The 26,429-nt window shown below is 49.2% G+C and carries 18 protein-coding genes; 12 read left to right on the top strand and 6 right to left on the bottom strand.

Annotated elements, in window-relative coordinates; all coding sequences use genetic code 11:
* Nucleotides 1-16: 16 nt before the first annotated feature.
* Nucleotides 17-1,501, bottom strand: coding sequence for a tetratricopeptide repeat protein (locus BFP72_RS09660; protein ID WP_099598941.1), 1,485 nt, complete (start codon nucleotides 1,499-1,501; stop codon nucleotides 17-19).
* A gap of 354 nt (nucleotides 1,502-1,855) precedes the next feature.
* Here BFP72_RS09660 and BFP72_RS09655 point away from each other — a divergent pair, with 354 nt between their 5' ends.
* The 6 genes from BFP72_RS09655 (at nucleotide 1,856) to BFP72_RS09630 (ending at nucleotide 16,008) form a co-directional block, all read left to right on the top strand.
* Nucleotides 1,856-5,074, top strand: a complete 3,219-nt coding sequence (locus BFP72_RS09655; protein WP_099600744.1) for a DUF1553 domain-containing protein — start codon at nucleotides 1,856-1,858, stop codon at nucleotides 5,072-5,074.
* Between the two features lie 4 nt (nucleotides 5,075-5,078).
* Nucleotides 5,079-6,563: a DUF1501 domain-containing protein gene (locus BFP72_RS09650; RefSeq protein ID WP_073124369.1), complete on the top strand. Its 1,485-nt coding sequence runs from the start codon at nucleotides 5,079-5,081 to the stop codon at nucleotides 6,561-6,563.
* Nucleotides 6,564-6,616: 53 nt separating this feature from the next.
* Nucleotides 6,617-7,726: a 6-bladed beta-propeller gene (locus BFP72_RS09645; protein WP_185123724.1), complete on the top strand. Its 1,110-nt coding sequence runs from the start codon at nucleotides 6,617-6,619 to the stop codon at nucleotides 7,724-7,726.
* Nucleotides 7,727-7,756: 30 nt separating this feature from the next.
* A complete protein-coding gene (locus BFP72_RS09640) occupies nucleotides 7,757-9,127 on the top strand; it encodes a c-type cytochrome domain-containing protein (RefSeq protein WP_099598940.1) in 1,371 nt (456 codons plus the stop codon).
* Nucleotides 9,128-9,888: 761 nt separating this feature from the next.
* On the top strand, nucleotides 9,889-13,686 hold the full coding sequence (locus tag BFP72_RS09635) for an Ig-like domain-containing protein (protein WP_143520015.1): 3,798 nt from the start codon (nucleotides 9,889-9,891) through the stop codon (nucleotides 13,684-13,686).
* Between the two features lie 60 nt (nucleotides 13,687-13,746).
* On the top strand, nucleotides 13,747-16,008 hold the full coding sequence (locus BFP72_RS09630) for a carbohydrate-binding protein (RefSeq protein WP_143520014.1): 2,262 nt from the start codon (nucleotides 13,747-13,749) through the stop codon (nucleotides 16,006-16,008).
* A 79-nt stretch (nucleotides 16,009-16,087) separates the two neighbouring features.
* Here the strand turns inward: BFP72_RS09630 and BFP72_RS09625 are convergent, their stop codons facing one another.
* The 3 genes from BFP72_RS09625 to BFP72_RS09615 all read right to left on the bottom strand — a co-directional run bounded on the left by BFP72_RS09625 (nucleotide 16,088) and on the right by BFP72_RS09615 (nucleotide 18,953).
* A complete protein-coding gene (locus BFP72_RS09625) occupies nucleotides 16,088-17,335 on the bottom strand; it encodes an NAD(P)/FAD-dependent oxidoreductase (RefSeq protein ID WP_099598937.1) in 1,248 nt (415 codons plus the stop codon).
* Between the two features lie 64 nt (nucleotides 17,336-17,399).
* On the bottom strand, nucleotides 17,400-17,708 hold the full coding sequence (locus BFP72_RS09620) for a 2Fe-2S iron-sulfur cluster-binding protein (protein WP_073124382.1): 309 nt from the start codon (nucleotides 17,706-17,708) through the stop codon (nucleotides 17,400-17,402).
* A gap of 84 nt (nucleotides 17,709-17,792) precedes the next feature.
* Nucleotides 17,793-18,953 (bottom strand): cytochrome P450, encoded by a 1,161-nt coding sequence (locus BFP72_RS09615; RefSeq protein WP_099598936.1) that lies wholly within the window; start codon nucleotides 18,951-18,953, stop codon nucleotides 17,793-17,795.
* Nucleotides 18,954-19,200: 247 nt separating this feature from the next.
* Here BFP72_RS09615 and BFP72_RS09610 point away from each other — a divergent pair, with 247 nt between their 5' ends.
* Nucleotides 19,201-19,536: a nucleotidyltransferase family protein gene (locus BFP72_RS09610; protein WP_099598935.1), complete on the top strand. Its 336-nt coding sequence runs from the start codon at nucleotides 19,201-19,203 to the stop codon at nucleotides 19,534-19,536.
* Between the two features lie 68 nt (nucleotides 19,537-19,604).
* On the opposite strand, the gene BFP72_RS09605 is transcribed toward BFP72_RS09610, so the two are convergent.
* Complete coding sequence (locus BFP72_RS09605) at nucleotides 19,605-20,447, bottom strand: AraC family transcriptional regulator (protein ID WP_099598934.1); 843 nt, start codon at nucleotides 20,445-20,447, stop codon at nucleotides 19,605-19,607.
* A 149-nt stretch (nucleotides 20,448-20,596) separates the two neighbouring features.
* Between BFP72_RS09605 and BFP72_RS09600 the strand changes: the two genes are divergently transcribed.
* The 5 genes from BFP72_RS09600 to BFP72_RS19200 all read left to right on the top strand — a co-directional run bounded on the left by BFP72_RS09600 (nucleotide 20,597) and on the right by BFP72_RS19200 (nucleotide 25,465).
* Nucleotides 20,597-21,712 (top strand): Zn-dependent alcohol dehydrogenase, encoded by a 1,116-nt coding sequence (locus BFP72_RS09600; protein ID WP_099598933.1) that lies wholly within the window; start codon nucleotides 20,597-20,599, stop codon nucleotides 21,710-21,712.
* Nucleotides 21,712-22,509 (top strand): alpha/beta hydrolase family protein, encoded by a 798-nt coding sequence (locus BFP72_RS09595; RefSeq protein ID WP_099598932.1) that lies wholly within the window; start codon nucleotides 21,712-21,714, stop codon nucleotides 22,507-22,509. The genes BFP72_RS09600 and BFP72_RS09595 overlap by 1 nt, the downstream gene beginning before the upstream one ends.
* 248 nt (nucleotides 22,510-22,757) lie before the next feature.
* The gene (locus BFP72_RS09590) at nucleotides 22,758-25,049 is read left to right on the top strand and encodes an FdhF/YdeP family oxidoreductase (RefSeq protein ID WP_099598931.1); all 2,292 of its coding nucleotides are present in this window, start codon (nucleotides 22,758-22,760) and stop codon (nucleotides 25,047-25,049) included.
* Nucleotides 25,050-25,052: 3 nt separating this feature from the next.
* The gene (locus tag BFP72_RS09585; RefSeq protein ID WP_221406500.1) at nucleotides 25,053-25,307 is read left to right on the top strand and encodes a hypothetical protein; all 255 of its coding nucleotides are present in this window, start codon (nucleotides 25,053-25,055) and stop codon (nucleotides 25,305-25,307) included.
* Between the two features lie 14 nt (nucleotides 25,308-25,321).
* Nucleotides 25,322-25,465, top strand: coding sequence for a hypothetical protein (locus BFP72_RS19200; RefSeq protein ID WP_158233360.1), 144 nt, complete (start codon nucleotides 25,322-25,324; stop codon nucleotides 25,463-25,465).
* A gap of 34 nt (nucleotides 25,466-25,499) precedes the next feature.
* Here BFP72_RS19200 and BFP72_RS09580 read toward each other — a convergent pair whose 3' ends face one another.
* A complete protein-coding gene (locus BFP72_RS09580; protein ID WP_099598929.1) occupies nucleotides 25,500-26,426 on the bottom strand; it encodes a type IX secretion system membrane protein PorP/SprF in 927 nt (308 codons plus the stop codon).
* Nucleotides 26,427-26,429 lie beyond the last annotated feature (3 nt).

Genomic DNA, 26,429 nt, shown 5'->3' with positions numbered 1-26,429 from the left:
TGCTTGGGTGAAAAATCTAAACTTTGTCGATAAACTCCTTCAGATTATCACCCTTTTCTAGTCCCAGTCGCTTGCGCAGGCGATAGCGGGAGGTGTTGGCACTTTCTGCTGAGATTCCGAGGAGTTGTGCCATTTCCTTGCCAGAAAAATCCAGTTTGATCAAGGCACAAATCTTATGGTCGTAGGGTTTGAGTTCAGGAAACTGCGCTCGCAGTTTGTCAAAGAAGTCGTTATTGACAGCTGCAAATTGCTTCTCGAAGGCAAGCCAACTTTGGTCTTTGTTGAGTTGGATGGTTTGGATGAGTTTACGTATTTCTGGCGAATGCCCTTCTTTTTGGAGAGTGGTGAGTTGGGTTTTGACCTCCGAAAGTAGTTCGTCTTTGGCGATGATTTGCAGGGTAGTATTGGTGAGTTCCTTGTTTTTGACTTCCAAAATGGCCTGGTTCTTTTCTTGTTCCTGCTGTTGTCGCAGGTGCAGAGCGGCGCGCTCCAGTTTGTGCTTTCTTCTGATTTTTCGGGTCCAAACGATCGCCGCAAAACCCACGAGTACGAGGGTCACTACGAGCACGACGGTTTTCAATATCCAGATATACTCTTCTTGTTCCAATTGTCGGAGGCGTTGTTCTTGTATGATTTGTGCTTGGCGCTCTTGCTCTTCGCGGTATTTGTCTTTGATTTCCAATAGGAAGTGATTGTTGGGACTTTTGGCACTGTAGAGCCATTGGTCGAGTGCATACGCTGTCTGCATGTAGGTGTTGGCTGCTGTGGGGTTTTGCAGGACGGTCATGACCTTGGACAATTTGAAATAGGTGTCGGGGACAAAATTAAGGTGTGCCAAATGGGTTTTGGCGGAGTTGAGTGCCAGATGGTAGTGCGTCTGTGCTTTGGCGAAAGCCTCCCACGCAACGTACAAGTCGCCAAGTAGTGAGTGATAGATCACCAGATAGGAAGGAAGGAAGTCTGTGAGCTCTGCTTGGAGAGTAAGCAACAGTGCTTCTGCTTCTGGATAGTGGTGCGATTGGATCAGGAGGTAGGCCCGTTCGGCTTTGACTAGGGTATTGGCATAAGGACTTTTTAGAGGGATACTTTCACAACTGTCAAGGTAGGCATTGGCAAGAGACACTTCGTTTTGATATCTAAAATGGATCGCTAAAGCGAAATAGTTGTCTCGCAATTTGAGAGAGTCAATTTCACCCGCAGCGAGTAATCGCTTGTTGATGGTGAGGGATTGGAGGTAGCTGTCCAGAGCGGCGTCTCTTCGTTCGTAGAGACTGTAGAGGATTCCCAGTCCGTTGTAGGAGTCTGCTTGGGTACGTTTGTCACCGACCTGTTCTGCCAGCAGGAGCGCTTGCCAGTAGCAGTCATAGGCCTGACTGTAGTCTACACGGTTGCTATAGCGCATGGCGAGCTTATTGAGAGCAGGTATGGCTTGCAGGGTGTCCCCTTTTTTTAGCCATTCACGTATCTGGTTTTCTTGTTGGGTAGTGGTGCTGTCTCCCATTTGACTTTGAATGAATCTGGGCGTGATCAGAAAGGGTAAATCTGTAGCAGTTGTACTGCTGCTGGACTGTGCAGACCTACATCCTATTGCTAACAAAAAAATCAAGCAGAGTCTATGTGTTATTTGTCTTGTCATTTGGTCTTTTCGAGTGAAAACCTTTTCAAAACTGCATGAAATGCATTTTTGAAGCAATATAGATAGATTAAAATTTGCTTCTGTCTATATGGAGTCTATATCGAATATTAGGCTTGGTAGGCTGATGATGTCATCTTTGGGATAGTCAAATTGTAAAAGTGAAAAGTGAATTTTCAAAGCATGAAGAGGACAAATACATTACAAAACCTATGGCGTACGATGTGTAGGTATATCTTGGTGATCATCGGGTTGTCAGCTTGTCAGCCAGACTTGCCCGAAGAAGTCGCCGTAGCTTATCAAAGCCTGCCCCAAGAGTTGGATTTTAACGTTCATGTCAAGCCTATTTTGTCGGACAAGTGTTTTGCTTGTCACGGACCAGACAAGGGGAAGATAGTAGCAGGGCTACAATTGCATGAAGCAACGACAGCCTATGCGGAACTCCCAGAGTCACCAGGCAAGTATGCCATCGTGCCAAGGAATTTGGCCAAGAGTGAGGTGGCTCATCGTATTTTGAGTTCAGATCCAGAAGTGATCATGCCCAACCCCGAATCTAACCTGAAACTGACGGCTTATGAAAAGGCAATTTTGGTCAAATGGATAGAAGAGGGCGCAGTGTACAAACCACATTGGGCATTTGAGGCACCGAAGGAAGTAGCGTTACCTGCCGCGGGACAACAGTGGGCGACCAATGCCATCGATCGTTTCATCAGTGCTAGATTGGAGCAGAAAGGCTTGACCCCTTCTCCGCAAGCGGACAAGGAGTTGCTCTTGCGCAGAGTATCGCTTGATTTGACAGGTTTACCACCCACACCACAAGAGATAAAGGCATTTTTGAGCGATGAGCGACCCGATGCTTATGAAAAACAAGTCGATAGGTTGTTGGCCTCTCCGCACTATGGTGAGAAGATGGCGGTGGACTGGCTTGATTTGGCTCGCTATGCAGATACGCATGGCTACCAGATCGACCGATACCGTGACATGAGTCCGTGGCGTGATTGGGTGATCGAGTCATTCAATGCCAACATGCCTTACGATCAGTTCTTGACTTGGCAGTTGGCTGGGGACTTGTTCCCTGATGCATCGCGCGAACAGATTATCGCGACGGGTTTCAACCGTCTGCATCCTCAAAATGCCGAAGGAGGTATCGTGGATGAGGAGTTTCGAGTGGAGTATGTGGCGGATCGTACTGCCGTATTGAGTACTGGCGTGATGGGACTCACCGTGGCTTGTGCCAGGTGCCATGATCACAAGTACGATCCGATTTCCCAAAAGAACCATTACGAATTGTTTGCCTTCTTCAACAATATCAATGAAACGGGACAAATCTCGTGGGACGCTGATGATATTCCTGTACCCAACATACTTGTACCTACCAAAGAACAAGAAGAGATCATTAGTTACGTAGAGTCATTGATTGATCAATCCGAAGAGGGTTTGGCAGAGGCCAAAGAAAAGGAACTTGGAGAGGTCAATGCTTGGATAGCGGAAGGGAAATACACTCAGCTGAGCAAGAAGGAGTTGCTAGAAGGGGCTGTGGCCAAGTTTGATTTGGATCACAACCTGATGGATCAAATCAGTGGACAGTCGGGCAAGATGGGATTGATGTATCAGCAGGCAGGGCCAGCGACATTCGCAGCGGGCAAGCGAGGCAAGGCCATCGATCTGGATGGGGATGCTTGGTTGGATCTGAAACCCGTAGGCATTTACGACCGCAGCGAACCTTTTAGCATTGGGTTGTGGGTATATGTGCCAGACTCTGTGAAGGAGGGCGTGATTTTTCACAAAAACATCGCCGTGATGCTGCACAGCAAGAAGGGCTATCATTTGTATCTCAAAGACAACAAACTTGAAATGGTGATGGCACATACATGGCCAGACAATGCCATCGAGGAAGTAAGTCAAATGGAGCTGCCCAAGGAGGAGTGGGTACAATTGACCATGACTTACGATGGATCGAGTCAGGCAGAGGGATTGCGTCTCTACATGAATGGGAGGGAGTTGGTCACCCAAGTGAACATTGATAATCTCTACAAGGACATCCTGTTTCATGACTATGAAGACCAAATCTATGCTGAGCCGATGGAGCCAGGTTTGATGATCGGTGCACGTTGGCGGGGGATTGGGTTGAGAAAGGGTCGTGCAGATGAAGTGACTGTATTTGACCGTACGCTTTCTGCTTTGGAAGTAGCGGCACTGGCGGAGAGCGATCAGTTGGGTCAAATACTGAGCAAGGCTCCTGCAGACCTGTTGGCGGAGGAAAAGGCCATCCTACAAGAATATTACCTTTATAGAAAATCAAAGGCATATCGAGCCAAACAGACGGAATTGATGGCTCAGCGTAGCAGACTCAACGAGGAGGTAGAACCCGTCAAGCAGGTCATGGTGATGAAGGAAATGGAAACACCTCGTCAAGCCTATGTTCTGGAGCGGGGACAGTATAGCGCGTATGGTGAGGAGGTATTTCCCAATACACCCGAGAGCATCTTGCCGTTCCCAGATAGTCTGCCGCGCAACCGTCTGGGCTTGGCCAAGTGGCTTTTCTTGCCTGAGCATCCACTGACGGCACGCGTAGCTGTCAACCGTTATTGGCAGAACTACTTTGGGCGAGGAATTGTCCGTACGACGGAGGATTTTGGCAATCAAGGTGAGATGCCGAGTCACATGGAACTGCTGGATTGGTTGGCTTTGGATTTTATGCACAGTGGATGGGATGTCAAGGCGTTGCAAAAGAAAATCGTGATGTCGTCCACTTACCGCCAAAGTTCCTACTGTGATGCCCAGCTACGTGAGCGAGACCCGTCCAATGTCCTCTTGGCTCGCGGGCCTAATGCGAGGCTGACCAGCGAAATGATGCGGGACAATGCCCTACTGGCGAGTGCGCTACTCAATGATACGATAGGTGGCCCGAGTGTCAAACCCTATCAGCCAGAGGGCCTCTGGCAAATGAATGCCAATACCTATGTGCCTGACAGTGGTAGTGACATGTACAGGCGAAGTTTGTACACCTTCTGGAAGCGTAGTGTGCCGCTTCCGACGCAGGGGACTTTTGATCAGCCCGATCGAAACGAATGCACGGTGAGACGACAAAAAACCAATACGCCACTGCAGGCTTTGGTACTGCTCAACGATCCAGCTTATGTAGAAATGTCTAAAAAAATAGGTGCAGAGATCTCACAAGCAGACAGTGCAGAGCAGGGGATACGATCCGCTTTTGTCTCGTTGACGGGACGAGAAATCAAGGAAGAAGAACTCGCCATTTTGCTCCGTCTCAGAGAGCACGAATTGGAGAAGTTTTCTCAGAATCCAGACAAGATGAAAGGTTGGTTGGAAGCAGGGCAATATGTCGTGCAGACCGATTTGGATCAGCCTACAGTGGTTGCCAATGCGGTGGTAGCCAGTGCGATTATTAATTCAGATGCAGCGATAACAAAAAGATAAAACCATGTGTGATCATAAACCAATACGATCCAATAACAAGGATTTACAAAAAGTAGAAAGAAAAATGGACCGTCGCAATTTCCTGACCAAGACTTCCATGGGGTTGGGAGCTGCGGCACTCGGGTCACTGTTGGGAGCTGAAAGGCTTTTTGCCAATGCTACATCTCCTACTTTTGATGGGGGATTGGGCGATTTGCCACATTTCTTTCCCAAAGCCAAGCGAGTGGTTTACCTCTTTCAGAGTGGAGGTCCCTCGCAGTTTGAGACTTTCGATTACAAGCCCAAATTGGTCGATATGTTTGGCAAAGAACTCCCTGCATCCGTACGCCAGGGCCAGCGATTGACAGCCATGAGTGCGCAGCAGTCGTCTTTGCCTATTGCTCCGTCAGCCTACAAGTTTGATCAATATGGGGAGTCTCGTGCTTGGGTCAGTGAGTTGATGCCACATACCGCAGAAGTGGTCGATGATCTTTGTTTCATCAAATCGATGTACACCGAGCAGATCAATCATGATCCTGCGATTACGTTTTTTCAAACGGGCCATCAATTGCCTGGGCGACCATCGATTGGTTCGTGGATGAGTTATGGATTGGGTTCGGACAACAAGAACCTGCCTTCGTTCATCGTATTGGTGTCCAAAAATAGTGGAGGGCAGCCGCTCTACTCTCGCCTTTGGGGCAATGGGTTCCTTCCTACAGAGCATCAAGGGGTGCAGTTTCGCTCAGGCAAAGACCCTGTGCTCTACTTGACCAACCCTGAAAACTATGACCAACAGGATCGCGGGGAGATGCTCAAGTACCTCAAAGAACTCAACGAAGTGCAACATTCGGCGTATGCCGATCCAGAAATTAGCGCACGTATCGCACAGTACGAGATGGCCTTCCGTATGCAGACTTCTGTGCCCGAAGTGACGGACATGTCGGACGAACCAGATCATATCTTTGAGATGTATGGCAAAGACAGTCGTGATCCTGGAACCTATGCCGCCAATTGCCTGATGGCGCGTCGCTTGCTAGAGAAGGACGTCAAATTTGTACAACTCTATCACAGAGGGTGGGACCAGCACCTCAATCTGCCCGGTGGAATCAAACATCAGTGTCAGACCACAGATCAAGCGACAGCAGCCCTGATCAAAGACCTCAAGCAACGAGGAATGCTAGAGGATACCTTAGTGGTATGGGGAGGCGAGTTCGGTCGTACGGTCTATTCACAGGGACAGCTGACTCCCAACAATTATGGGCGTGACCACCACCCAAAGTGCTTTACCATGTGGATGGCTGGAGCAGGAGTCAAAGCAGGATATACGCATGGAGAGACGGACGATTTTAGCTACAACGTAGTGAAAGACCCAGTACATGTACACGATTTTCATGCGACGATGATGCACCTGATGGGAGTGGATCACGAGCGATTGACCTACAAGCATCAGGGTCGCCGTTTCCGCTTGACGGATGTGCACGGCCATGTGGTCAAAGATATTTTGAGTTAGATAACTAACCCTCTAAGGGTTTTGAACCCTTGGAGGGATGTTGATACATATACATGAAAACAAGACGAAACTTCATCAAGAAGACTTCACTGGTGGCTGGACTGGCAGCGGCCCTGCCGTCGATGAGCTTCAACGTGATCACCAAGCGCGCCGAACCGGAGCTGATCCTGGGGCACGGAGATTACCAATACAAACTCGTACGCGATTGGGCGCAGCTCAGTGCCGTGCGCAATCCTCTGCTCAACTGCCATGAGATGGTGATGGACAGCAAGGGCCGATTGATCATGATGGGCGATCATCCTAAGAACAACATCCTGATTTTTGACAAGTCAGGCAAACTGCTGGATTATTGGGGTACAGCCTATCCTGGAGGGCATGGATTGACCTTGTCACAGGAGGGCGAGGAGGATTTTCTCTACCTGACGGACTCAGGCTGGTTTCTCAACAAGGAGGGGCAGTGGACGCCTCACAATGGTCGGGTAGCCAAGACGACTGTCGATGGTAAAGTCATCTTCGATATCGGGCATCCGCAGACGATCGGGGTTTACAAGGAAGGAGATCCATTCCGTCCCACGGAGGTGGCCGTCGCACCCAATGGCGACATCTATGTAGCGGACGGCTATGGCATGGACTACATCATCCAGTACAACAGCCGTGGCGAGTACATCCGCCACTGGGGTGGGCATGGCAACAAAGATCCGAATTACAACCTGAAAAATGCCCACGGGGTGACCCTCGACCTACGCGACCCGAAGCAGCCCATGGTGGTGTGCTCGTCACGCAACGAAAGCACCTACAAGTGGTACACCCTTGATGGAAAATTCGTGAAGAAGGTCTATTTGAACAACATGTTTATGTGCCGAGCCGTGATCGATGACGACAACCTGTACGCTGGCGTCTGCTGGTCGTCACCAGAGGCCAATGGCTATTACAATTGGCTCCTACACACGGGATTTGTGACGGTACTGGAGGGCGACAAGGTGGTGTCCAATCCCGGCGGTACCGCACCGGAGTACAAAAAGGGAGCACTGCAGCCTAGTTTTCAGTTGCCCGAAAAGCCAATATTGCATGGCCATGACGTGTGCATCGACGAGGACAAAAACCTCTACATCTGCCAATGGAATGCAAATAAATCTGCACCGCTAAAACTAGAGCGGGTGTAGTTGGATGAAGTAAGCATAGCATAAAGAACAATGGAAGAATCAAACTTAATACTCTTTTTCGGGCGGTTTCACCCGCTGATCGTACACCTGCCGATTGGTTTTTTGATGATCGGAGCACTGATGGAGGTCGCCGAGCGACTCGGCTGGCTGACCAACGTTCGCCCCGCCATTATATTCTCATTGCTGCTCGGGGTAGCCAGTGCGGTAGCGGCCAGTGTGCTGGGCTACATGCTCGGCACGAGCGGCGACTATGCACCCGATATGCTCGACGCACACATGTGGGCGGGGATCATCACTACGGTGGTTGCTGCAGCGGCACTGTTGCTCAAGACGCGTTGGGTGGATTTTACCAAAGTGCAGACTCAGCTCTACCTCGGCCTGCTGGCGGTGATGATGATCGCCATGAGTGCCACCGGGCATCTGGGCGGAAACATGACCCACGGCTCGGACTATCTGACCAAATATGCGCCTTTCATCCCTAAGCCAGTAGATCCACTGGCCAGGCCGAAGGTGACCGACATCCAACAAGCGCAGCTCTTTGGTGATGTAATACACCCAATCATGCGGGATCGTTGCATGAGTTGCCACAGCAGTGAAAAGCAGAAGGGCAAACTTTCTTTTTCCTCCATAGAGGAATACCTGAAAGGCGGAGAAAGCGGTCATCTGATCGTGGCGGGCGATGCCTCAGCCAGTGAACTTTTCAAGCGGATCAGTCTGCCTGCGGGTCATGACGACATCATGCCGCCAGAGGGCAAAGAGCCCTTGACCGAGGAGCAACAGTTATTGATTAAATTTTGGATCGATGGGGCAGGAGCCAACTTCGACACCCTGCTTTCTCAGGTGGAAGTACCCGAGGAGGTGATGACGGCTGCCAGTCACTACCTGGGCTTATCGGGTGATGGAGAACAAATGTTGGCGTTGGATTCCATTGCGCCCAAGGACTTGGAGCAACTGCGCTTGATGGGATTTGAGGTGCGCGAACTGGCGGCTGGTAGTTATGCGCTAGATGTGACTTTGCCGTCTGGCAAAGCCAACCCTTCTGATATCATGCGCTATCTCGATGCACTCGATAAGGTCAGGGAGCATGTCATTTGGCTGGCTATGGACGACAGTGGACTCAGCGATGAATATTTGGTGCACTTTGCGGGGTACCCGAATTTGCGAAGTTTAAAATTGAGTAACAATGCAATCACTGATGCAGGAATAAAACAACTCTCAGGGCTCCCTGTTTTGGAAAAACTCAATCTGTATGGTACGGGAGTCACGGTGAGTAGTATGGATCACTTGCGCAGACTACCTGCACTTCAGGTCGTGTACGTATGGCAGACGGGTATAGACGAAGAGGCAATTCACGAGTGGCATTCGGAACATGAAAAACCGAGATTGGTCTCAGGATCATAAATACAGACGCGAGCAACTCACCCCAATTAGACAACTAGCCTAGTTTTAGTTTTATATATTGTTGTTTATCACCTACTGGATTCCTTGATTCTATGAATTATTAAATATATAGATGGAATATTTATATTTAATAAAATGACTTATGTGTCTAGTTGTCTGTCGGTCAGAGCGATATGGATGTACTTGCTACAAGTTGTCTTTTTTTAGCGTATAGCCATGATTTTGATCTGATTCGAAAAAGTCCAAGTAGCAAATCTGTCGTGTCATATTCTTGTTGTCCAGTTGTAGCTATTCAGTTTTTGTCTAGTGTGTTTGTTAGGAAATGGGGCAGAGATAGATCAATTTGACTTTGATTATTTTGAGAAAGACTAACATGACTGTACCCCTCATACCGTATGCCCTATGGTGTCCTTTGGACACGGGCTATCAGGAGACTTTGAATCATGCGTCTCTCTTTTCACTAATCTGTAAAAAACATAAGGCCCACCAAGTAATGACCGGAAAATCAAAATCATTGGTAGACCTATGTCTAGAAATTAACTGTAACTTCTAAACCGCGAATATCTATGATTCTATAATTACTCACGCACACTTTCTGCTTTAATCTCTTGAAGTAGTCAAAGACCATCTGTCCCCTAAAGTCCAAATAAAATGTGGGTTGGTTTGCACACATAGGAACATCCTGTTCCTAGCTATCACTGGTATGCCCTTTTGGGTAGCCTGTTGCATGAAAAATGATTATAAAAACTAAATGACTAAACATGAAATATTCATACTGGAAGAAGTGTGCGCTTCTTCTACTTACAATACCTATACTGGAGCAGTTGTCTGCTCAAAACGTTGAAGTAGATGTCAACGTCAACATCAAACATGAAGTAGGTGGTGTCTCTGATTTTGGGCGAGAACGCCATATTACATTGCACGCAGCATTGTCAGAGAGTGACTGGGCGGGGGAAGAAGAAAAAATGGAATACCTTCTCAATGACCTGGATGTCTACCTCGGTAGGGACAACGGTTCCTCTACTTGGAAGTTTCAGTATTCTGCCGAAGACCCCGACAACAGGAGCCATCATGACCCGGATAGTTTGTCGAGTTTTGCAGGTTGGTGGCTAGAAGAGTACGAAAACATCATAGAAACTAATGGTACCAAACAGTACGAAAACCGATCTACAGGAAAGATCTGTGGAACCAATCCGCACCCGACCTATCCGACCTTGTCGTACTGGCACATGTGTGGATCTGAGTGGGGTAGAGCCAATGGATACGCTTGGCTGCCTCAGGATATCGAGACGTCTGCCGACTGGGTGACTCAGTATTTGGATGAGTTTTTTGTAGATGATCTGGCCTCAGAGGGTGAGTTGATGCCAGAGTATTGGGAAGTGATCAATGAGCCTGATATGCTCATGAATACTGGTGCTTTCATGGTGACGAGCTGGGAGGATATCTGGGAGTATCACAATCTCGTCGCAGAGGGAGTACGAAACCGACTCGGCAATCGGGCTCCTAAAATTGGCGGGATGACTTGGGGACTCCATGACTTCTTCGCCGATGATCTACACCGGTCACGTACGGTAGGGTATTCGGATGCCTACTACGGCAATACTCCTGGTGATGAAATCGCCAAGGCCTATGCTCGTGAGCAAACAGAGTCTGCTTACCTCAATCAAACGGGTCCTTGGACACAATGGGATGTCCTTTGGAAAGGCTTCATGGACAATGCGGGGGACAACATGGATTTTTACTCTGTTCATATGTACGATTGGCCGACCTATGGATCAAGTGGTGGAGCGACACGTTCTGGAGGTCATGTAGAAGCTATGCTGGAGATGATCGAGTGGTATGATGTTACAAAAAATGGAGTGAACAACCGCAAGCCTTTGGTCATCTCCGAATATGGAGCGGTACAGGGTGCATGGACTTACCTCCCTCATGATGCGAGATATGACTGGGAGAGCTTGAAGCCCTTCAACGCCATGATGATGCAGTTTCTGGAGCGACCAGATTACATCGAAAAGACGATGCCTTTTACTCCTATCAAAGCCCAATGGGGAGATGTAGATCAAAACGGTGATGGTACGCCAGAGTATGTCTACCAGTACAAGATGATGCGAGATGATGACCATGACGGCAACTGGGAGTGGAGTGACTACATCAAGTGGTTTGAGCTATGGGCAGAAGTCAAAGGAACAAGAGTGGACACCAAGTCAAGTGATCCTGATATTCAGGTGGATTCTTATATCGATGGCAGAGACATGTATCTCATCCTCAACAACCTCGAAGGTGTAGCGAAGAGCATCAACTTGAATATGTTTGGCAACAGACCGACTCTTCAAAATGTCAACACCAAGCACTTGTATCTGCAAGGAACTAGCACAGTGAAGCTGGATGATACCAATGCCAGTTCGGCTCCTTCCGCTGTACAATTGGCGGCTGATGGTACCATGATATTGAAATACACGTATGCCAACAACGTCACAATCAACCAACAGTCTGTGGAGAAGAAGTTCTACGGAGAAGCAGTCAGCAGCAACGAGCGAGTAGATATCCAGTCGGGTATGAATACGTTCTATGTCAACGATGTAGCAGTACCTCAGGATGCCAGCAAGGCAGAAGCCATGCTACGCATCACGGTCAATTTGTTTGACGCTGAGGATGACCAAGTGGGCTTCTTATCGATCGATGAACTTAGAGTCAACGGGGTGGCAGTAGAAGCGCCACTTGATTGGAGAGGAGGGAGCCAAAACAGAAGCCGATGGTTTGGTACTTTGGAAATTCCCGTTCCAGTCAATTTGCTTCAAGCCAACAACCAAATCGATGTGGATTTTCATCATTCGGGAGAAGTGTGCGTCGTGAACCTCTCTACGTGGGAATTCACAACTGCCCCTGGTCGTACGATCGGTACAGACCCAGGTCCGTCTGTCGCTGTGACGGGAGTCAGTGTATCTCCGACTCAGGTTACCCTGACGAGTGTGGGAGCTACGCAGGCACTTACTGCCACGGTCGCACCGACCAACGCCACCAACAAATCGGTAAATTGGTCATCTAGCAACAGCAACGTCGCTACTGTCAATGCCAACGGTGTGGTCACTGCAGTAGCCAACGGGACGGCCACCATCACGGTGACTACCGTCGATGGTGCCAAGATCGCAACAAGTCAAGTGACGGTAAATACTTTTAGTCAGACGATTGCAGTCACGGGAGTATCTGTTTCGCCTACCTCACTTTCTCTCAATGTCGGGCAGAGTACGGACTTGTCCGAGACGGTGAGTCCTGCCAATGCGAGCAACAAGGCTGTTTCTTGGGTATCAAGCAATACCAACGTAGCTACTGTCAATGCCAACGGGTTGGTGTCAGCTGTGGGAGTAGGGAATGCGACCGTTACAGTGACTACTGTGGATGGAAACAAAACAGCCACTACTGCTGTGACCGTTTCTGCGGGTACGCCATCGGGTACTACGATCGTGATCGAAGCAGAGTCGTTTGCCAGCACTGGAGGCACGTACAACGACGGTCATGTGCCCAATGGTGTGAATCAAGCGACAGGGTTGGGTATCAACTATGTGAATGCAGGCGATTGGGCAGAGTATAGCATCAATGTAGGGGAGGCTGGAGTGTACAGTATCGTGTACCAAATCTCTACTCCTATGACCAATGCGCAGATTCAGATAGCCATAGATGGCGACAATGTCTCGACAGACAATGTCGCCAACAATGGGCAGTGGGATAGCTATCAGGGACTCACTGCGTCCAACAATGCTACACTGACAGCAGGTGTACATACCGTGCGAATCACAGCCTCGGGAACCAATGCTTGGCAGTGGAACCTGGATAAAATTACTTTGACGAAAGTCGGAGAGTTGCCAGGTACTGGAGGAGGAAACCCTGTTTCCTTGACCATCCAGGCCGAGGATTTTGCAACGACAGGAGGGACATACTCTGGCTTCTTGACCTATACTGTCGGGAGCGTGATGGCCATCAACTACAACCAGACGGGTGATTGGGCAGATTACAATGTCAATATCCCCGAGACTGGAGATTACAATGTCGAGTATTTCATGGGGACGACTGTCAACGGCGCAGCGGTAGAGCTGTCAGTGGACGGGGTAGCTCAGCGTACCGATGCTGTGCCTAGCAATGGCAATTGGGATGCATTTGCCTCTGTCGTAGCAGGGGGGACGATTCATCTGAGTGCAGGATCACATACGATTCGCCTCAAAGGAGCCGGTACCCATGGCTGGGAATGGAACATGGACCGCTTCATCTTGTCCAAAGGCGGAGCAAGTGCTAGAACTATTGCGTCAAAGCTGACTTCACAGCAAGAGTCTTTGGCGCTACAGGTTTATCCAAATCCAGCGGCCGATCAACTCAACCTGAAGGGATTGACGCCTGGGCACTATCAAGTCGTGTTGTACAACTTGACTGGTGGAGTGGTGATGGATCAGCAAATCGATTTTGGTTACAACCATCAGGTCAATGTAGCCTCACTTCAGTCTGGTCTTTACCTCTTGCGAGTAAAGGGAGAAGGAGTGGATGAAAAAGTAAAAGTGAAAATACAATAAACAAAGGGGGAGGCTGTCTTTGCAAACAGCTTCCCCTTTATTCTATAAAATACTACAAGCATGATGAAAAAAGTACTATACAGCGTATTGGCCAACATGGTCTGTTTTGTGGCCGTATGCCAGGAATGGAGCGGAGTGGCTATCCCTGCCAATGCAGGATCAGGAAAAGAATGGCAGCTACAAACGGCACCTTCAGATGATTTCAATTATACCTTCAATGCGACCAACCAACTGTCCAATTTTGGCAACAACAAGTGGTACAATTTTTACCACAATTCTTGGAATGGCCCTGGATCAACCTACTGGCAGTACAATCACACCGCGGTGGACGGTGACAACTTGGTGATTCGTGCTTCGAGAAATCCGAGCACTTCCAAAATGGGGGTGCCAGGCATCAATTCGGGCTGTATCACTTCCAACAACAAAGTGAAATATCCCGTGTTCATCGAAGCAGCAGTGAGTGTAGCCAATATTTCCTTGGCATCTGACGTGTGGTTGTTGAGCCCAGACGATACGCAGGAAATCGACATGATCGAGTGCTACGGTGGGGCAGACAATGGCAATGCTTTTTTTGCCAAGGACATCCACTTGAGTCATCACTCTTTCGTGAGAAATCCGTTTCAGGACTACCAACCCCGAGGACACAACAGCTGGTGGACACGCAGCGACATCACGACTTCTTGGGGGGATTATTGTTGGAACAACGGCAACCGAAAGTATGTAAGAATCGGTGTGAACTGGATCGGTCCCAAGCATTTTGAATACTACGTCGACGGAGAACTGGTGCGGGTACTGTACGACAAGGCATGTGCCACCAAGAATGGAAACACGTGGTACTATACCTATCCTAGCATGACCAATGGTCAGTTGGATTTTGATAGTGATGGCTATCAGACCGAAAATGCCTTTGCGACCAGCGCAAATTTCACGTTTGCGACTTTGCAAAATGCCAGCAATACATCGAGCGTCAGCGTGATCGACCCGTACAATTTTCAGGGCGGAGTGGGATTCACCAAAGAACTAGACATCATCATCAATGTCGAATCACAGGACTGGCATGTGGCAGCTGGACGTACACCTGGAGATGCTGAACTCAACGATGCTACTAAAAATCAGATGAAAGTGGATTGGATTCGTGTGTACAAGCCAGTAGCTACAGGCGATACAGGAGGAGGTAGCACTGGAGGCGGAACGTCTACAGGTGGGACTGAGATCATCATCGAGGCGGAGAGTTTTGGCAGCACAGGCGGGACATACAGCGACGGCTTGGTTCCCTATGGATTCAACAATGCGGGTACGATCGTCAATTATGTCAATACGGGTGACTGGGCCGAATATGCCATCAATGCAACGGAAGCAGGGGAGTTTGAGATCAAATACAGCATCGCCACGCCTTCGGACAATGCACAAGTACGCATCAAAGTAGACGGGCAAACGGTATCGACCGACAATGTTCCCAACAATGGGTCTTGGGGTGGTTTTGCAACACTCAGTGCATCACAAAATGTGTCGCTTACAGCGGGTAGCCATACCGTACGTATCGAAGCTTCTGGAACGAATGCATGGCAATGGAATCTAGACAAGGTGATCTTGACCAAAGTCATTTCGAGCGGAGGAGGCACAGGTAGCGATGTGTCTGTTGTCGTGCAAGCCGAAAATTTCACCACGACAGGAGGAACCTACAACGACGCTTCGTCTGGAGGCCCAGGTTTAGGAGCCAATACATCAGGTACGATCATTAACTTCGTCAACGGAGGAGACTACATGGACTATGTGGTATCGATCCCCGAAGCAGGGGCTTACGAAGTAGTGTACAACTATGCGACTCCATTGTCTGGTACATCGGTAGATTTTGCGGTGTCTGGGACCTACTATTTCAGTACCAACTTTGTCAGTACGGGTGGATGGGGGACTTATCAAAGCCAATCTGCCACTCAGACCGCCAACTTCACTGCAGGGAATCATACGATCCGATTGACTGCAGGAGCAGCAGATTGGCAGTGGAATTTGGATCACATCACCTTGACACGTGTTGGCAACCCATCGTCACGCACCCGAACCGAGGTGGATGAAAAGTTGTCCTCCGAGTCTATCGTGACTTATCCTGTGCCGGCGAGTACACAAGTACGATTTGCGGGGTTGACAGAGGAGGCCTATCAGGTGTCAGTATATGATATGCGTGGCAAAAAAGTCATCAGGGGTATGGTTCATGCATCCGAGGACTATGTATTGGATGTGAGACACCTAGAAGCAGGGATTTATGTCACAAGGCTGTATGCTCAAGGACAAATACAGACGATGAAAATCAATGTGAGAAGATAACACGAATTTGCTCATGTATCTTTAGGCCAAGAGGTGTGATGCCTCTTGGTTTTTTAGTACAAACAAAGTGTGTTTCTGTTTACGATGGAGCGAGCAGATGGACTGGTTTCAAGTCGGTTGATAGCTCTACGAGTTTTTGTTTGTCGACTTTTACGCCTTCCTTGATAAACTTCGTACCGATCACATACGCTTTGGCGTTGTTGATCGCATCGACAGCCAGTAGCTGATCGCCACGAAAGTACCAGGCAGAGAACTTGCGTTCACCTTCTTCCTCACGGATCAAAAGCTCGTCGTACCCTTCGGACAATCCTACCATTTGTAGTTTGACATCAAACTGATCCGACCAAAACCACGGGAGACTGTTGTAGCTTGCCTGCTTGCCAGCGATCACTGCAGCGGCTACTTTGGCCTGATCCACAGCATTTTGTACCGACTCCAGACGCACCCAACGGTCGTAAAGCGGATTGTGGTGAAAGCTACAATCGCCTATTGCGTAAATGGCAGGATCACTGGTCTGTGTCTGCGCGTTGACTTTGATGCCGTTTTCAATCTCCAACCCCGCATCCTTGGCCAGCTCCAGATTGACACGAATGCCAACCCCTACCACGATCAGGTCTGCTGGGTATTGACTGCCATCTGAGCAATGTACGATGTTGCTTTCGTCAGCTTTTGCGATGGATACCACATTTTTATTCGTCAGTACATTCACATCCTGCTCCGCATGCAATTGCTGAAAGAATGCGGACATCTCAGGTGCCGTCACACGTGCCAGTACGCGCGCTTCGCGCTCGAGTACGGTGACCTCAGCGCCCAGTTTCTTCATCGATGCAGCGATCTCCAGACCGATGTACCCACCGCCGATGATCACTGCACGTTTGCCCTTACCGTCGCCCAGTGCTGCTTTGATTTGCTGCACATCATGGGCCGTTCTTAACGGATAGAGCTGATGTGCTGTGTCCATGCCGGGGATCGGGGGCATGAGGGGACGTGCTCCTGTCGCCAAAACCAGCTGATCGTACACCTGGGTTTCACCAGTATCCGGTGTGATGGTTTTGGTGTCACGGTTGATGGAGATGATGCCTACACCCAGGCATAGTTCGATATGCTCTTTTTCGTAGCTTTCCGCTGACTTGAGTGAGTGCTTTTCGATGGGATCGTCGCTGGTCAAGTAGGCCTTGGAGAGCGGTGGGCGGTGATAGGGCAGTACAGGGTCTTTGTCGAAAAGCACGATACGGCCTTCCCAGCCTTCTTTGCGCAGCGCAAAGGCAAAGTTGACGCCCGCATGGCTCGCCCCGATCACGAGACAGGTTTTATCTTTTGTAGACATAGTTTGAGAGACGAACCCTCCAAGGGTTTAGAACCCTTGGAGGGTTGTTATGTTGATATAAATTTTAATTCACTACATGGAGCGTCACTCCGTCGATCGCATCGCTGATGTCGATCTGACAGCAGAGGCGACTGTGCTCGTTGTAGTTGTCTTCGAGCTCCAGCATGTCTGCCTCGATCTCTCCGGGAGCTCCTACTTTGTCAAAATCCCCTGCCGCTACATGCACATGACAGGTCGCACAGGAGCAAACGCCCCCACAGTCTCCGTCTATGCCGTTGACGTTGTTATCCTTGGCCAGCTCCATCACAGAGCCGCTGTTGGCTTCTGCTACGATCGTTTCGTTATCGCTAGTGATAAATGTAATTTTTGCCATTGTTGTATTTTTTAATGTTGATTGAACTTCCTCCCCCTATCCCCCTCCTGAGGAGGATAGGATTATACCTTTGGCTAAGGAAGGTTAGTCCTTTCCATGAAATTTTACCTGAATACTGTCGTACCCCACTTTTCGTTGGAATTCGCCCCAGTCCTCGATATTGTCCTTTTGCTCTAGGATGTCGATGGATTTCACTTTTTGCGCAAGCACACCGAGTAAAACTCTCAATACCTGACGGGCGTGGGTAGCGCCTAGGCATTTGTGTATCCCAAAACCAAAGCCTACATGAGGATTCATTTTGCGATCGATGACTATTTCGTTGGGGTTTTCAAACGTCGAGGCATCTCTATTGGCGGAAGCCCAGCAAAGCGACACTCTAGTATCTGCTTTGGCGGCATGTTCGCAGACCTGGGTGTCTTCGGTCACCACTCGACCCATGTGGGTGAGTGGAGAGAAGTAGCGCACGAGTTCCTCCACGGCGTGAGCAGTGATCTCAGGCTCATTGTCCAGTCGGGTGAGTGATTCGGGATGCTCTGCGAAGTAGGCAATGGAGTTGGTCACCGCATTGATGACGGTGTCTCTGCCACCCGCAAAGGTCAGGATCATCACACCTTTGACTTCCTCTTTGGTCAGCTTGCGGCCTTCAATTTCGGAATCTAGCAGCACTGAGTAGAGGTCATCTCCCGGGTGCTCGATGGCCTTGTCGATTTGCGCATCGATGTAGTCGTAGAGAATGGCCGCCTTGTCTCCGTCTAGCGCAGATTCTTCACTTCTGAATACATGCATCCCCCAACCAATCCAGGTTTCGGATTCTTCGTACGGGATGTTGAGTAGCAGTGTCAGCGCACGTGACTGTAGCTTCAGTGCAAATTGCTCCATCACCTCGAGGCTGTCCGTTTGCAGCGCTTCGTCTACCAATTCAGTGATGATCTCTTCCAAACACTCGCGATAATCTGGCTGCTCGGGTCGCTTGAACCAGTCTTCCAACAAAGCCCGGTACTCACCGTGCATCGGTGGATCTACCTCGAAAGGAATCTGTCGGGTATCGCGTATGCTTACCTCCGACGGCACCACGATACGCCCCGGAGCAGCACCAGACTGAAATGTCTTCGTGTCTTTGGCTGTCTTACGGACGTCTTTGAGGCGGAGTAGCATGGTGACGGGATCGTTTTGATCCTCTACTGTGCCATAGCCTTTGGCTTCTCGGGCTTGTGCGAATGGATCGGGCAGTGCGCTTTTTTTCATGTCAGCTCTTGTTTACTCAGTTGTGTAGATCGATGCCTTCTAGACACCTTCTATCTTACTAGCAAATTACGCGAGTGGCACCTGATTAATCTTCCTTTATTTTGATGTATTTATATGCTATTGTGTTGATGCAATTTAGTTAATCGATATTATTTTGTTCAAATAGTGTATAAATCAAAAAGTAGCTGCTAAAATCAGTGCGTGGTTGATTTGTACGCATGTTTGAATTTTTCAGTATCTTTGATACATGAGGCTTGAAGAAGTAATATTGAGCAACCACGATATTTTTAAATCCATTTGCCAGCAATATGGGGTTAAATCACTTTATGCTTTTGGTTCATCCATTACAGACAAGTTTAACAACGAAACGAGTGATATTGACCTATTGGTAGAGGTTGACGCAAATGACCCAATTGAAAAAGGTGAGGCGCTGATGTCTCTGTGGGATTCGCTAGAAGTTTTCTTTCAACGTAAAGTTGATTTGCTTACCAACGAGTCTTTGACAAATCCCATTCTGCGTTCTTCTATTGACTCGACAAAAAAACTTATATATGACGGAACAGACGAAAAAGTACTTGTCTGACATATCCCACTGCTTAAGTATGAAATAGTGAAATTATCTCCTTAAGACCAATCTACGAACATACAATTTCAAATCCTCCGATACATCTTCCTAAACTCCAGTGGCGTGTAGCCTTTGAATTTTTTGAACTGCTTGTAGAAGAAAGGCAGGCTTTCATAGCCGCATTGGTAGGCGATCTCTGCCATCTGTAGGTCGGTCTCCAGGATGAGTCGGCTGGAGATATTCACCCGGTATTCGTTGAGAAAGACGAAGAAGGGCTTGTTCATCGTCTTGCTGAAAAAACGCGAAAAGGACTGCTCACTCATGCTTAGCTTATCGGCAATATCGGCCAATTTGATTTTCTCCTTGAAGTGTGTTTTGACGTAGGATTGCACCACTTCGAGGCGGTTCGTAGTGGCGCTGGTACCGTCGTACGAATAGGAGGCGCCAGCGATATAGTCGTAGTGCGCATGGCGTGCGATGTAGTCCAGAAGCTCCACAAAACCAAGATATTGCTCAACCCCCGTACAGTCTGTCAAGGCATGCATACGACTAGCGATCTCAGACCGATCTTTGGGGTGAATGAACAAGCCTCTCTGCGCACGATGCATCAGTTCATGGATTTGGTCGAAAATCGGCAGATGGCTGATGATCTCCTGGCGCCACTGGATCACCAGCGATTCGCTAGGGCCGGTTTTATCATCGATATTTTTCCAACAATGCGGCAGGTTACTGCCCAGCAGCACCAAATCACCTTCGTTGAAATCTGAAATATTGTTGCCCACGTAGCGGATGCCAGCACTTCGGAGGATGAGGGTCAATTCATACTCGGGATGAAAATGCCAAGGCGCATCAAAAACCTTTTTGGAATAGCGAAAGGCACGAATACTGTCCTGTTCGGCAATGGCTACTTGCTCTAGTACGGCTTTCATTTGTATTCTATTTCCTTATGTATTGAATTCATTTGAATATTTTGATTACAAAATAGCATATTTTTCAATCAAAATAAGCAACTAGAGCGACTCTGATTCTCGTCATATTTGTATTCTGTACTATTTAAGTCAATAAGGAAGTAAGAGATATGGCCATTCAATCCAAAGCGGCAATAGCCAAGGGAGACGGGAGTTTCGTCATCGATACGGTATCGGTCGCTGATCCCCGAGCCGATGAAATACTAATAAGAGTGAAAGCAGCGGGACTCTGCCACACCGATCATGACTCCCTCAACTGGGGCAAACCCATTGTCATGGGGCACGAAGGTGCAGGAATCATCGAGAAATTGGGAAGTGAAGTAGCCGATTTCCAAGTCGGAGACCAAGTCATTCTCAACTGGGCGACACCTTGTATGCGATGCTTTCAGTGCGAGGAGGGCAACCAGCACATCTGCGAAAACAACTCGCCTGTGACTGCCGGAGGCAATGGCTATACGCCTGGTCACGCCCACCTCGATGGCACGAAGTGGAATGACAAAGCCATCGAGCGCTCCTTCAACATCGGGACGCTCTCAGAGTACACGTTGGTCAAAGCCTCTGCCTGTGTGAAACTGTCCAGCGACATGCCCATGCCCTCGGCGAGTATTATCAGCTGCGGCGTGATGACGGGCTACGGCTCGGTCGTCAACTCCGCCAAACTCTCTGCTGGCAGTTCGGCTGTGGTACTCGGTACTGGCGGGGTAGGTCTCAACGTCATCCAAGGGGCTCGCATCTCGGGTGCAGCCATGATCATCGCGATCGATATCAAACCTGAGCGACTGGAAATGGCCAAGGCCTTTGGGGCAACCCATACGATACTGGCTGATAAGGAAGACAAAGGGCTGATGAAAGCCGCCGAACAAGTCAAAGCCATGACCAAGGGACGCGGGGCGGACTATGCCTTTGAGTGTACAGCTATACCCGCGCTGGGCGCAGCACCGCTGGCGATGATTCGCAATGCCGGTACTGCCGTGCAGGTCAGTGGAATCGAAGAAGAAATAACTATCGATATGCGGCTCTTCGAATGGGACAAAATTTACATCAATCCCCTTTACGGAAAATGCCGTCCGCAGATAGATTTTCCTAAATTGGTGAGTCTGTATGACAAGGGCGACTTGATGCTCGATCAGATGATCACCCGCACCTATCCGCTCGATGACCTGCAGCAGGCCTTCGACGACATGCTGGGTGGTCGCAATGCTAAAGGCGTAATTGTATTTGACTGATGAGTAAATTCAAAACAACCGAACTATCCGATCCGCAGTTTGAGATTGGAGGCCTACGCTTCATCACTGTGAAGACACCGAACCTAAAGGGGCGCGGCGATATCTGCGTTTTTGTCCCTGAGGGCGAAGACCTCCATGACCTACCCATTGTCACGTTGATGCACGGCGTGTACGGCAGTGCTTGGATCTGGGCGATGAAGGGCGGTGCAGCACAGACAGCCGAGCGACTGATCCGCGAGAACCAAATCCGCCCAATGGTACTGGCCATGCCCTCCGATGGACTGTGGGGCGACGGCTCGGCCTATATGGCGCACGATGGCTGTGATTTTGAAAAATGGATCGCGGAGGATGTGCCAGCTGCAGTGCGAGAACTGATCCCCCAGACTTCTGACCAATCACCGCTGTTCATCTCGGGGTTGTCGATGGGTGGATTTGGCGCTTTGCGAGTAGGTGCCAAGCATGCGAAGCAATACGCGGGTATCTCGGCACACAGCTCCATCACAGAGGTCGGACAGATGAAACTGTTTGTGGAAGAAGCCCTTGAACACTATCGACAGCCTTCACGCCTCGATGAGGATGCCTTTACCGCTATGGCGGAAAATCGAAATGACCTGCCCCCACTTCGCTTTGACTGTGGCAGCAGCGACTTGCTGATCGAGTACAATCGCCAGTTGCATGCCGACCTGGACAAGGCAGGCATTGCCCATACCTATGAAGAATTTGAAGGTGGTCACCAGTGGGAATATTGGCAGGAGCATTTGGTGGATACATTGCTGTTTTTTGATCGACAGATTTAGGATAAGATTAACAAATTGTTTGGCCTTGAAGAAAAGGCGTCAAGAAACTGGATTCCTTGGAAGAAAAGAAAATTATACTGTTTGAGAAGTGAAGTACGAGCTTCGAGTTTATAATTTCCCCGACAAGGGAGTAAGTTTTAATAATTTTCTTCACAGCCTTGATTTCTTTGCTTACTTTCTTCCTTAATGAAGAAAGTAAGGCTCTGCCGGTGAGGCAAAAAGAACTTGACAAGCGGAAACAGAATATCATGACCAAAAAACAAAGCATCTCCATCATCGGACCCAAAAACCTCAGTGACCTCCGGCTGACAGCTCCACAGCAATACGCCGCAGGCATCCCCGCCGTGAAAGTGGCCCTCGATCACGCCATGAAGGAAATGGGACTCACTCGCTCCTTTACCACCCTATCCAAGCTCAATCAGGAGGAAGGCATTGACTGCCCGGGCTGCGCCTGGCCTGATCCCAAGAAGCGCTCTTCGCTAGGGGAGTATTGTGAAAATGGCGTCAAGGCCATTGCCGAAGAGGCCACCACCCATCGGGTGACGCCTGACTTTTTCGCAGAGCATACGGTAACCGAGATGTCACATTGGACGGACTACAAGATTGGCAAAAGCGGCCGACTCACACACCCAATGGTGCTGCGAGAAGGCAGCGAACATTATGAAAAAATCTCTTGGGAAGAGGCATTCACCCTGATTGGCAAGCAATTACAGGCGTTGGATGATCCTAACGAAGCGATCTTTTATACCTCGGGTCGGTCGAGCAACGAAGCGGCCTTTCTCTATGGACTCTTCATCCGCGCCTTTGGCACCAACAACATGCCTGACTGCTCCAACATGTGCCATGAGTCGAGTGGAGTCGCTCTAGGCGAAACACTGGGGATTGGCAAAGGATCTGTCACATTGGAGGATTTTGGGGATGCAGAAGTGGTCATGGTCATCGGTCAAAACCCGGGCACCAATCACCCGCGCATGCTCTCCGCGCTGGAGAAGTGCAAAAGCCATGGCGGCAAAGTCATTGCGATCAATCCGCTCGAAGAAGCAGGATTGATCCGTTTCAAAAATCCGCAGGAGATCAAAGGCATCATGGGCGGTACTGAGCTCACCGACATTCACCTACAAGTCAAAATCAACCAGGATGTGGCATTGCTCAAGCTCATCATGAAGCGACTCGCCGAGCGAGAAGAGCGTGAAAGTGGTGTTTTTGATTGGGAATTCATCAACCAAAAAACAAACGGAGTAGAAGCGCTATTGGCAGATTTGAAGCGACAAGACGAAGCACAGCTTTTGGCGCAATGCGGCATCTCTGAGGAGAAAATCAACGAAACCGTGGAGCTGCTCGCTCAGCGTAAACGAATCATCATCTGCTGGGCGATGGGACTTACCCAACACAAAAACGGGGTAGAAAATATCAAAGAATGCGTCAATCTACTCCTGCTCAAAGGCAGCCTCGGCATCAAAGGAGGCGGCACCTGTCCCGTCCGCGGACATAGCAACGTACAGGGAGACCGCACCGTGGGCATCATGCACCATGTATCGCCCAAACTCAATGCCTCCTTGGAACGAGTATTTGGCTTTACCCCACCTGATCAGGAAGGGTTGGATACGGTGCATGCCATCCAAGCCATGCACGAGGGGCGTGCCAAGGTCTTCATTGCCTTGGGGGGCAACTTCCTATCGGCGGCATCTGATACTGCCTATACAGGTGAGGCCTTGCAGCGATGCGACTTGACGGTATCCATCAGTACCAAGCTCAACCGTACCCATTTGATCACAGGCAAGACGGCGTTGATATTGCCGACTTTGGGACGTACCGAGAAGGACCACAAAGCAGGGAAAGACCGATTTGTGACGGTAGAAAACAGCATGGGAAGAGTCCATCAATCACATGGGAGATTGGCACCAGCCTCGGATCAGCTCATGAGTGAGCCCGAGATCGTGGCGCGCATGGCGCAAGCCTATTTTGGGGTGGATGCCAAGATTCCATGGCAGCAGCTAGGTACGGATTACGACCTGGTGCGTCAAAAAATATCAGAGGTATTCGACGGTTTTGACAACTACACCAAGCGATCTCAGCAAGCAGGTTTTGATCTGCCCAATCACACACGTGTGTGGGACGAATCCAAATTGCCAGGAGGCAAGGCACAGTTCACCGTGTGTGGACTGCCACAGCACGACTTGGCCGCAGATGAGTTTCTATTGATGACGATCCGATCACATGATCAGTTCAATACCACGATCTATGGCATGGACGATCGCTACCGCGGCATCTACAACGAGCGCCGAGTGGTTCTGATCAACGCCAAGGATGCTGAAATGATGGGATTAGAAAAGTTTGATAGAGTAGACTTAGTCAGTAGATACGCTGGCATTGAGCGCAAGGCAGAAAACTTCCTCATCATCCCCTACAACATCCCTAAGGGCAATCTGGCCGCTTACTTTCCAGAAACCAATGTACTGATCCCTCACGATCAATATGCTGACAAAAGCCACACGCCGATCAGCAAGTCGGTTCGGGTGAGGATTGATGTGAAACGCTAATTTTTGGCTTGTCTAGTGGCAAAATCCCTCAACATAGCGAAAGCCACCAAGCAGCAAACCCGTGACATAGAAAGCATCGTCGAGACAATCCAGTCCATCGTGGTGATTGCCGAAGAAACGGCCGCAGGCACGGAGCAGATTGCGAGCTCCGCTGAGTCCCTCTCGGAGGGGATGGAGAAATATTCCAGCAAGAGCAAAAACGTACTGGGTATTGTCAATCAGCTCACTCAAAAGGTGGAACGATTCAAATTGAGTTAAAGAAGAAAGGAAGAATGAGACTCCAAAAGAGGAGGGGGTACAAGACGGATCGACTGATCATGGGGCATCTGGCCAGTGCAGTAGGTGGAGACGATAGGTTCACGATATTTGTCACCCCACGAAAATACCCACGACTGGTGACGTGGGCAGGGGATTGAGCGGAGTTCAGCTATTTGCTTCTCGTCTTACTACTTAAAAGTACACCGGGCACAACCCGTCACGGCGATTGGTTTTGAGTTTGATGCGGTAGTTGAGGAAGATCTCATGCGAACCTGCCGTGTAACCGTAGAGATCACTCGTAGGGATATCATAGGCATATCCGATGCGGAAGTTCTCGTTGAGGACCAGTTGAGTCATCAGTGAAAATGAATCTTGGAATCGATAGGAGACCCCTGCATAGACAATCTCGTTGATGATCAAGTTGACATTGACATCAAAGGCAAAAGGTGAATCGTCTTGCAACCTCAAGAGGACCGAAGGATTGATCTTCAAGTGACGATTGAGGTCCTTGACGAATCCTGCATTGATGTAGTAGTAACGAGAAGCTTTGGCTTGGGAGGTCACATTATCCACTTCCTTGAATACCGAAGGAGCCAAAATATAAGGGATCGATGCGCCAATGAAGTAATCTCGGTTGGCATAATACAGCCCTACACCGAAGTTGGGATTGAAATCCTTGACGTAAGCTGTAGTATATGGACCGTTTTGGTCAAACCAATCCAGTTCGTTGAAGTTGGAAGTGCGTTGGTCAAATCCTGCTTGCAAGCCCATCGATAGGATGGCTTTCTGCATGCGGATTTTGTAAGCAAAACTCCCGTACAAACTATACTGTTCATGCACTCCGACTTGGTCACGGACCACGTTGATACCCGTACCTACTTGATTCTCCTTGAATACCGTGTGAGCAGTCAGTGATTGATACACGGGAGCTCCATCGATATTTACCCATTGGTTTCGGTTTGTGAAGATGGCCGAAAACAAGTTCAAACTACCCGCATAGGCTGGGTTGAGTGACAAACCATTGTACGGGTATGTAGAAAAGACAGGCCGCTGCTGTGCAGCGGCTGTCAAGCTCATACATATGACTAGGGTTACTAGAAGTATTCTAAGTCTGTTCATTCG

Source organism: Reichenbachiella sp. 5M10 (assembly GCF_002742335.1).
Lineage (GTDB): Bacteria > Bacteroidota > Bacteroidia > Cytophagales > Cyclobacteriaceae > Reichenbachiella.
Note: the sequence above shows the minus strand (reverse complement) of the source record. Positions and strands in the feature narration are given on the sequence as shown.

Coding starts and splice junctions, on each gene's coding strand:
- BFP72_RS09630 (WP_143520014.1), top strand. CDS start 13,747: ATGATGAAAAAAGTACTATACAGCGTATTGGCCAACATGGTCTGTTTT.
- BFP72_RS09655 (WP_099600744.1), top strand. CDS start 1,856: ATGTGTAGGTATATCTTGGTGATCATCGGGTTGTCAGCTTGTCAGCCA.
- BFP72_RS09580 (WP_099598929.1), bottom strand. CDS start 26,426: ATGAACAGACTTAGAATACTTCTAGTAACCCTAGTCATATGTATGAGC.
- BFP72_RS09660 (WP_099598941.1), bottom strand. CDS start 1,501: ATGGGAGACAGCACCACTACCCAACAAGAAAACCAGATACGTGAATGG.
- BFP72_RS09635 (WP_143520015.1), top strand. CDS start 9,889: ATGAAATATTCATACTGGAAGAAGTGTGCGCTTCTTCTACTTACAATA.
- BFP72_RS09600 (WP_099598933.1), top strand. CDS start 20,597: ATGGCCATTCAATCCAAAGCGGCAATAGCCAAGGGAGACGGGAGTTTC.
- BFP72_RS09625 (WP_099598937.1), bottom strand. CDS start 17,335: ATGTCTACAAAAGATAAAACCTGTCTCGTGATCGGGGCGAGCCATGCG.
- BFP72_RS09610 (WP_099598935.1), top strand. CDS start 19,201: ATGAGGCTTGAAGAAGTAATATTGAGCAACCACGATATTTTTAAATCC.
- BFP72_RS09640 (WP_099598940.1), top strand. CDS start 7,757: ATGGAAGAATCAAACTTAATACTCTTTTTCGGGCGGTTTCACCCGCTG.
- BFP72_RS09650 (WP_073124369.1), top strand. CDS start 5,079: ATGTGTGATCATAAACCAATACGATCCAATAACAAGGATTTACAAAAA.
- BFP72_RS09615 (WP_099598936.1), bottom strand. CDS start 18,953: ATGAAAAAAAGCGCACTGCCCGATCCATTCGCACAAGCCCGAGAAGCC.
- BFP72_RS09645 (WP_185123724.1), top strand. CDS start 6,617: ATGAAAACAAGACGAAACTTCATCAAGAAGACTTCACTGGTGGCTGGA.
- BFP72_RS09605 (WP_099598934.1), bottom strand. CDS start 20,447: ATGAAAGCCGTACTAGAGCAAGTAGCCATTGCCGAACAGGACAGTATT.
- BFP72_RS09595 (WP_099598932.1), top strand. CDS start 21,712: ATGAGTAAATTCAAAACAACCGAACTATCCGATCCGCAGTTTGAGATT.
- BFP72_RS09590 (WP_099598931.1), top strand. CDS start 22,758: ATGACCAAAAAACAAAGCATCTCCATCATCGGACCCAAAAACCTCAGT.
- BFP72_RS19200 (WP_158233360.1), top strand. CDS start 25,322: ATGAGACTCCAAAAGAGGAGGGGGTACAAGACGGATCGACTGATCATG.
- BFP72_RS09620 (WP_073124382.1), bottom strand. CDS start 17,708: ATGGCAAAAATTACATTTATCACTAGCGATAACGAAACGATCGTAGCA.